Genomic DNA, 7543 nt, shown 5'->3' with positions numbered 1-7543 from the left:
GGAGCCGCTTCAGGATCCGCCGGAGCCGGCCTTCGGGCCGGCTCCGGCAGGAGGATGACTACTTCAGCGTCTTGATGTACTCGGCGGCCGAGTCCACGGCGATGCGGCCGGAATTCACCGCAAAGCCGACGGTGGAGCCCGCCATCAGGAGGTCGTACGAATCGCCGTACATGCCGCCCACGTCGTTGCCGGCGGCGTAGAGGCCCGGAATCGGGTCTTCCGTCTGCGTGACGACCTCAAAGCGCTCGTTCGCCTTGATGCCGCCCAACGTGCCGAGCGAGCTTGCCACGGACTTGATCGCGTAGAAGGGGCCGGTCTTCACTTCGCGGAGGTACTTCGGGTTCTTCGCGAACTCCGCGTCGTGGCGCACGTCGCAGTAGCCGTTGTATTCGGCGACGGTCTTCGCGAGCTTCTCGGGATTCATGCCGGTCGCCTTGGCGAGACCCTCCAGCGTGTCGGCCTTGAAGGCCCAGCCGGCCTTCACCGCGCCCTCCCAGTCCTTCTGGAAGTTCGAGAGCTTGGTGCCGACCGGCACCATCACGCCGACGCCGAGGTCGATGCCCTGGTCCTTCTCCATGTGGTCGAGCGTCTTCTGGTCGTAGACCACGAACATCTGCCCGCCGATGCGCTCCAGAGCATTCCCGGCGAACGGCCACTCGAGCATGATCTCCTCGTTGCAGAAGCGCTCGCCCTTGGGCGAGAGCCAGAGGTGCGGCTGCTTCGCGGTGGCGCTCACCTGGTTGGTCGTGGAGACGCCGCGCGGACCCGGACGATAGGAGGCCTGCACTTCAGTGCCTTCCTTGCCGCCACCCACGGCCCAGGCCATCTGGATGCCGTCGCCCGTCTTCCCGGTCTGGGCGAGGCCGTCAGCGTCGGCATAGCGCAGGTACTTCTCGCGCATCGCCTTGTTGTCGAAGAAGCCGCCCGTCGCGATGATGGTCGCCTTGGAGCGGATCGTGATCTTGTCGCCCGCCTTGTTCGTCGCCTCGACGCCCACGACGCGGCCGTTCTCCGTGATGAGCTTCTGTCCCCAGGTGTTCGTGAGGAGCGTCTGCCCGGCCTTCTTGTACTTGTCGATGAAGAGGTTGATCCAGCCCGCGCCGCGGCCTTCGTAGATGTGCCAGGTGTAGAGGCCGTTCGGGTAGTTCGAGAAAAGCTTCTCGAACTTCACGCCGTTCTTGATCATCCAGTCGATGGTGTCGGCCGAACGGTCCACGAAGGCGCGCACCATGCGCGCGTTGCCGCGCCAGTGGCCGTAGTTCATGATCTTCATAAACGCTTCGTCCTTCGTGAGCGCGTAGTTCCAGTTGCGCTGCATCGAGCTCTCGACGGCGAAGATGCCTTCAGAGTACTTGCCCGTACCGCCTGGCAGGCCCGACTTCTCGAGCGTCACCACCTTCATGCCCTTCTCGGCCGCGGCCCAGGCGGCGGCCGTGCCCGACGCGCCCGCGCCGATCACGCAGAGGTCGGTCGTGTACTCAACGTCGGCCGACCAGGCCGGATTCATCGCCAGACCGACTGCAGCCGCGGCGACCGTCATCGTGAACTTCTTCATTTTCTTCTCCCAAGAGGCTTTGCCGCGTCCGCGGCGCACCGGCCGCGGACGTTCGTTGAGAGAAAGTCTCCGCCGAAAGGAGGACCGGCGTCAGTAGCCGAAGCTACAGAAAGGACCAGGGGATAACACTCAGACTGCGGCAGTCTCCGCCACCAGCCTCAAACATGTCGGCCGACCCGCAGGGGTCCCGCCCCGGTCCGCCACGCGGCCCTCTACTTCTCGCGCTCCGGGAACCTCTTCATGATGAACTTCACGAGGACGCCGACCAACACGGCCGAAATGAGCGTGCCCTCACGCAGCCCGACCACGTGCCCGAGGACGGCCCAGCCGAGAAGCGCCGCCGCGAGCGAGAGCACGACGTCGTTGGCGACCTTGACGGACCCGAAGGGGCGGCGCAGCGTCACGGAAAGCGCAAGCACGATGCCTTCGCCCGGCTGCACGATCGTTCTCGAGCGGATCTGCAGCACGATGCCGACGGCGAGGACCACGTTGCCCGCGAGGCTCATCGCAAGCCCGGGAAGCCAGGACGCCGCCGAATGAGGCGAAACGAGAGCCATGGCGAGGTCGATCGCCGCCCCGAAAACGAACACCGCCGGAATCTGCAGCAGATTCCAAAGCGGGAAGCTGCGCCTCAAGAGCGCCATCTGCCCGAGCACGAAGCAGAGGTTGAGGAGAAAGGTCGTCGTGCCGAAGGAGAGTCCCGTGATCGCCGAGGCCGTGTAGGGCACGGTGCTGATCGGCGTGGTGCCGAGGCCGGCGCACGTCGTGAGGGCGATGCCGAGCGCGGCGGCGGCGATGCCGAGCAGAAGGAGCGCGCAGCGTTCGGGGAGACGGGCGAATCGGCGGAAGGGAGCGGCGGAATTCTGCATGCCGGAAGGAAGCTCGGAGGAAAAGGTTGAAAAAGAACCCGCCCGGCCGCGAGGCGGCCGGAGCGGGTCTAGGAGGCACTATGGAAAAGGAGGATTAAGTCAACGCGTAGAGCGCCGCGGCCATGGCGATCATCGCCGGCGCGGTGCGCTTCACGACGTCCAAGGGAGAGACGCCCGCGATCCCGGCCACGAGGATCATGCCGCCCGCAAGCGGGGACATCAGGCGCCCGAACCCGCCCGCCATGGCGGCGAGATAGCCCAGCCGGTCGATTTCAAGGCCGAAGGAGGCCGCGTGCGGGGTCACCGCCTCGTTGAAGGCGAAGGCCGCGGCGTCGCCCGAACCCGTAAGGACCGCCAGGATGAAGGGGCCGGCCGCGCCGCCCAGCTTCGCCACCTCGTTGGCGCTCGTGAGGTAGTTGATGAACGCGTCCACCACGCCGGCGGCGCGCAGACCCGCGGCGAAGACGCCCGCGGCGATGATGATGCCGAGAATGTTGGCGTAGCCCTTGCCCATGCCGTCGAAGAACTGCTTCACGCTCGCGTCGGGACGCGTGCGGGTGACGGCGACGGCGTAGATCATGCCGATCAGCATCGCGGTGGCGACCGACATCTTCACGCCCGGGACCCAGAGGGCGAAGATGATGAGGAGCGCCACGGGAACGAGCGGAGCGAGGGCGTAGAACAGATTGGGCTTTTCAGGAAGCTCGGGCAGGGGTTTCCCGCCCGCGGTCTTCACGACCTCGGCGGCGTGCGCCCCCGCTTCGCTCGGACGGTAGTCGCGGTAGACGAGGCAGGTCGCCGTGAGGACGACGATGCCGAGCACCGTGAGGCCGATCGTGGTGCTCGAGAAGCGCCCAATGAGGTCGATCACCTCCATGCCCGCGAGCTTCGCCACGAAGACGTTGTGTGAGATGCCCGGGTTGAGCATCGCCGGCGTGATGGAACTCACGACGGCCGCCGCGGCAACGGCCGGCCGGAAGCCCGCGCGCACCATGAGCGGAATCAAGGTGGGCGCGACCGCCGCGCAGCAGCCCGCGGTCGAGGGAATCGCCACGGAGACGATGCCCGTCACGACCGCACAGGCGGGGAGCAGAAAGATGCCCGCGCGCTTCAGGGGGCGCGTGAGGAGCGCGACGAGATGCAGGTCGCACTTTGTCATCGACACCACGGCGGCGAAGCCCATCGCCGAGCAGATCGCGATGATGAGCGCGCCGCTCGTCATCGACTTGTCGAACTGCGCGAAGGCCGTCATCGGCTTCATGGAGAGGAGCGCCATCACGAGGCCGGAGGTGAGGAGCACAAGGCGCGTCTCAAAGCGCTTGATCAAGGCGGCGACGGTGAGGATCACCACGACCACCGCCATCCAGAAGGTCCAGGTCATTTTGAGTTCCCTCCCCTGCTCAGAAGTAGTGCGCCATGCCCACGCGGGCGGTGACGCGGTTCACGTCGGTCTGACGCTTCGCGGCGAGTTCATCGGTGTCGAGCGCATCGTCGGCGCCCGACCAGCTCGCCGTCGTGAAGACGCGCGTGGTCTTGCTGAACCAGTACTCGACCGCGCCGTTCAGAATCCAGCGCTTGGCATTGAGCTTCGAGCCGTCGCCCATCTTGTGGGAGCCGTCGAAGTACATGACGTCGCCCAGCACCCGCCAGGGACCGCCCGCACGCCAGGTGAAGCCGAGCAGCGCCGTGGAGCCGTCGATGCCGTGGAGGAGGTCCGCGGCCGACCCCTTGCAGTAGCTGTCGATGTTCCAGGCGGCGACGTTGCGGAAGTCGTCGTGGTACTGATAGGCGGCAAAGAGCTTCCAGGCGTCGTTCAACGCATAGGTGGCGCCGAACGTGTAGGCGCGGCTCTTCGCGCGGTCGTAGGCGTAGCCCGCGTCGCTGCCGGCGGAATGGTCGCGCCCGTAGCGGGCCTCCGTCGCCGCCGCGACGAGGTAGAGGGACTGGCCCGTGTAGTTGACGAAGGCCGAGAGGTGGCGGTCGTTCTTCGAGACTTCCGCATCCTCCTGGTCGTAGGCCGAGAAGGACCAGCTCGCGCCGGCGCGCACGCCCGCCATGTTGGGCGAGACGTAGGTGACCGTGTTGTTGCCGCGCGTGTCGTTGCCGAACATCCCGGAAATCGAGCCGTCAGGACCGTAGTTCGTCCCGAAGGGGTCGATCGGCCCCAAACCGTAGCCGTAGGGCGCCATGGAGCTCCTCACCGTGCCCATGCGGCCGAAGGCGAGCTCGCCCCAGACGTTGCTCCTGAGTGCCAGGATCGCGCGGCGGTCGAAGAGCGTCGTGCCGGTGTTGTTGCGGCCATTGTTCGTGAGCGTGCCGTCGTCAAGGCCGTAGCCCGTTTCGAGATAGACGAGCGCACTGAGGTCGGAGTTGATCGCTTCGCGCGCGGTGAGTCCGACGCGGCTCGCCTCGTTCTGCATCGCGACCGATGCGCTTCCCGAACGGCTCTTCTGGTAGTAGAGCGAAACATTCGCCTGCCCGTAGATGGAGACGTCGGCTGCCGAGGCCGACCCCGCGAGGGTGAGGGCGGCGAGAACGCCGGCCGCAAGAGGCGCAAGAGGTCGAAGGACGGAGTGTTCCATGTTGTTCTCCTTTTGGGAAAAGAGGGGATGAGGGAGATGAAGTCCACGGGTGCGCGCGTCCGGGCCGCACGGATGATTCCATGCGGAGACGGTCCCTCAAAACCGGGGCCGGGGACGGGCGCTTCGGGAGGAGTGGGATCAGCGGGCGCCGTTCGTTTCGCGCAGGAGCGCGAAAAAGGCGGCGAGCGCCTGCGGGAAGTCCGCCGCTTCGTTCACGTCGAAGTCGGGCTTGTGGTGGTGCGGAATCGAGCCGCCGTAGAGCAGGAAGGCGCCATCGGCGCCGTGCTCGACGGCGCAGCGCATGAGCGTCGTGCAGTCTTCGGAGCCGCCGAGCCGGTCGATGAGCCGCACGTGATCGGCGCCGAAGGCCGACTGCGCGGCCTCTTTCAAGAGCGCCACCCCCTTGGGCGTCGTGACGAGCGTCGTGGCCGCGCCGGCGATCTCGATCTTTGCCTCGACGCCGTAGGCGCGGGCGGCGCCTTCGACCATGTTCCTCACGTTCGCGACCATGTATTCGTTCACTTCATGCGTCGCGCCGCGCGTCTCGAGCTTGAGGACGGCGTGGGCGGGCGTGACGTTGCGCCCTTCGCCCGCAATGAGCGAGCCCACGCTGATGCGCGTGTCGCCCTCGCCGCTTCTCGGAATGCCCTGGATCATCATGACCGTGGCCGCAGCGGCGGTGAGGGCGCTTCTGCCCTTTTCCGGTTCGGCGCCCGCGTGCGAAGGCGTGCCGGTGAAGTGGACGTCGATCTTCGTCGTTGCAAGGAACCCCGCCTTCATCACGGCCGCCTCGCCCGTACGGCAGATGATGCCGACGTGGCTGCCGAAGAAGTAGTCGGCGTCGTTCACCCAGCCCTTGGCGGCCATCGCCGCGCCGCCGCGCGTGCCTTCTTCAGCGGGCTGGAAGAGGATGCGGATGCGGCCGTCGAGCTCCCCGGCGTGGTCGGAAACCCAGTGCGCAAGCGCACAGCCCGCCGACGTGTGCACGTCGTGTCCGCAGCTATGCATCGAGCCCGGAATGGTCGAGTCGAACCCTTCGACGGCGGGCGTGTGCGGAGCGGCGTGGCACTCCTCGACCGCAACACAGTCGATGTCGAAACGCAGCACCGTGGTCGGGCCCGGACGGCCGGTGTCGAATTCGGCGACGACGCCCGTGTAGCCCCCGAGCCGCTCCATGAAGTCCTCGGGCACGCCCGCCGCGAGGGCGCGCTTCTGCGCGGCCTCCACCTCGGCGGCGTTCCTGCCGCGCACGGCCGTGGGCTCGATCACCTCGCGGCCCACCTGAATGCGCCAGCCCGGAAGGCGCGAGAGCGCGCCGAAAATCCTCCAGGTCGTCTCGAACTCGGTCCAGCCGAGTTCGGGGCGGCGGTGAATCGCGCGGCGCAGCGCCGTCATTTCGGGAACGTAGTGATGAGCTTCAGTCAACAGTGTCGAGGTCATGTCGAGTCTCCTGATTCCTTTCTGCGAGATGTCTGTGAATGGGGGCGCGCTCACGCTTTAGCGGAAGCGCGCTTCTCCGCTCGTTGCTGAAGTTCATCCTATTTTTTGAGCGGATAAAATGGACCCGAAGTCGTCAGTCATACGCATGACTTCGCGTCCCTTCGGATTCACTTCAGGAGACTCCCTCGAGATGACCATCACGCGGCGGCCGCTCTACCAACAGGCGGCGGAAGAAATCCTCTTGCTTCTCAGAAGCGGCGAATGGAAGTCGGGCGAGGCCGTTCCGTCCGAGGCGCGGCTCGCGAAGCGCTTTGGCGTGAGCATCGCGACGATCCGCAAGGCGGTCGACGGTCTCGTCGAGCGCGGCTACCTCGAGCGGCGCCAGGGTGCGGGCACCTTCATCAAGACCTACGAAGGCCACGGCTACTGGAACCGCTTTCAGCGCTTCCAGCTCATTTCGGGCGAGATCGCCCACTGGGAGGACACGCTCCTCTCCTGCACCAAGGCCCTGCCGCCCGAAGCCGCAAGGAAGGCGCTCGGCCTCGAGCCCGACGTCAAGGCCTGGCACGTGCTCCGCACGATGCGCGCGAACGGCACCTGGACGGGCGCCGACGAACTCTGGCTCCATCCGGAGCACTTCAAGCGCCTCAGGGCCGCGGACTTTGAGCGGCGCAGCCGCCCGGAGAAGAGAGGCGGGGCGGCGGGCGCGCCTTCGCGCACGAGCCTCTACGCCTTCTTCGAAGAGACCTACGGCGTGACGATTTCCGACGTGCGCGACCGCATCCGCATCCAGACGGCCGATGCCGAAGACGTCGCGCTGGGCTTTCCCCCGGAGAAGGCGCTCCTTCTCCTCTACCGCATCGGCTTCACGTTCGGGCGCGTGCCGGTGGAGTACCGCATCGAGCGCGTCGTGCCTGACGGCCTTCAGATCGTGCTCGACTGAAGGGACGCGAGTTTCGGGAGCACCCGCTCGAAGAGGATTCCCTCACGGTTGTATCCTTAGTGGCCGTAGGTGGCACGAATTCGTCCGTTATATAAGCGCGAATTTCTCTCAGACGGGTACACTCGGCGCTCGGAGCGGAGCTGAATATTTCCTT

6 protein-coding genes are annotated in these 7543 nt (G+C 66.4%); 1 reads left to right on the top strand and 5 read right to left on the bottom strand.

Annotation, left to right across the window (positions count from 1 at the left end):
• Positions 1-58: 58 nt before the first annotated feature.
• From ACT6Y9_RS07095 to ACT6Y9_RS07075, 5 genes are all read right to left on the bottom strand, one after another.
• Positions 59-1555, bottom strand: a complete 1497-nt coding sequence (locus ACT6Y9_RS07095) for an FAD-dependent oxidoreductase (RefSeq protein WP_443744016.1) — start codon at positions 1553-1555, stop codon at positions 59-61.
• A gap of 212 nt (positions 1556-1767) precedes the next feature.
• Positions 1768-2424: a YczE/YyaS/YitT family protein gene (locus ACT6Y9_RS07090; RefSeq protein WP_443744015.1), complete on the bottom strand. Its 657-nt coding sequence runs from the start codon at positions 2422-2424 to the stop codon at positions 1768-1770.
• A gap of 94 nt (positions 2425-2518) precedes the next feature.
• Complete coding sequence (dcuC, locus tag ACT6Y9_RS07085; protein WP_443744014.1) at positions 2519-3805, bottom strand: C4-dicarboxylate transporter DcuC; 1287 nt, start codon at positions 3803-3805, stop codon at positions 2519-2521.
• A 19-nt stretch (positions 3806-3824) separates the two neighbouring features.
• Positions 3825-5006 carry a porin gene (locus ACT6Y9_RS07080; RefSeq protein ID WP_443744013.1) on the bottom strand — a complete coding sequence of 394 codons (1182 nt, stop codon included), beginning with the start codon at positions 5004-5006 and terminating at the stop codon, positions 3825-3827.
• 138 nt (positions 5007-5144) lie between these two features.
• Positions 5145-6446: an amidohydrolase gene (locus tag ACT6Y9_RS07075; protein WP_443744012.1), complete on the bottom strand. Its 1302-nt coding sequence runs from the start codon at positions 6444-6446 to the stop codon at positions 5145-5147.
• A gap of 190 nt (positions 6447-6636) precedes the next feature.
• Here ACT6Y9_RS07075 and ACT6Y9_RS07070 point away from each other — a divergent pair, with 190 nt between their 5' ends.
• Entirely contained in the window at positions 6637-7389 is a 753-nt protein-coding gene (locus ACT6Y9_RS07070) for a GntR family transcriptional regulator (protein WP_443744011.1), read from the top strand.
• Positions 7390-7543: the final 154 nt, after the last annotated feature.

Source organism: Sutterella sp. (genome assembly GCF_052272535.1).
GTDB lineage: Bacteria > Pseudomonadota > Gammaproteobacteria > Burkholderiales > Burkholderiaceae_F > Sutterella.
Note: the sequence above shows the minus strand (reverse complement) of the source record. Positions and strands in the feature narration are given on the sequence as shown.

Bases quoted from the DNA above. Each gene is read 5' to 3' on its own strand.
- ACT6Y9_RS07090 (WP_443744015.1), bottom strand. From the start codon at position 2,424: ATGCAGAATTCCGCCGCTCCCTTCCGCCGATTCGCCCGTCTCCCCGAA.
- ACT6Y9_RS07070 (WP_443744011.1), top strand. From the start codon at position 6,637: ATGACCATCACGCGGCGGCCGCTCTACCAACAGGCGGCGGAAGAAATC.
- dcuC (WP_443744014.1), bottom strand. From the start codon at position 3,805: ATGACCTGGACCTTCTGGATGGCGGTGGTCGTGGTGATCCTCACCGTC.
- ACT6Y9_RS07095 (WP_443744016.1), bottom strand. From the start codon at position 1,555: ATGAAGAAGTTCACGATGACGGTCGCCGCGGCTGCAGTCGGTCTGGCG.
- ACT6Y9_RS07080 (WP_443744013.1), bottom strand. From the start codon at position 5,006: ATGGAACACTCCGTCCTTCGACCTCTTGCGCCTCTTGCGGCCGGCGTT.
- ACT6Y9_RS07075 (WP_443744012.1), bottom strand. From the start codon at position 6,446: ATGACCTCGACACTGTTGACTGAAGCTCATCACTACGTTCCCGAAATG.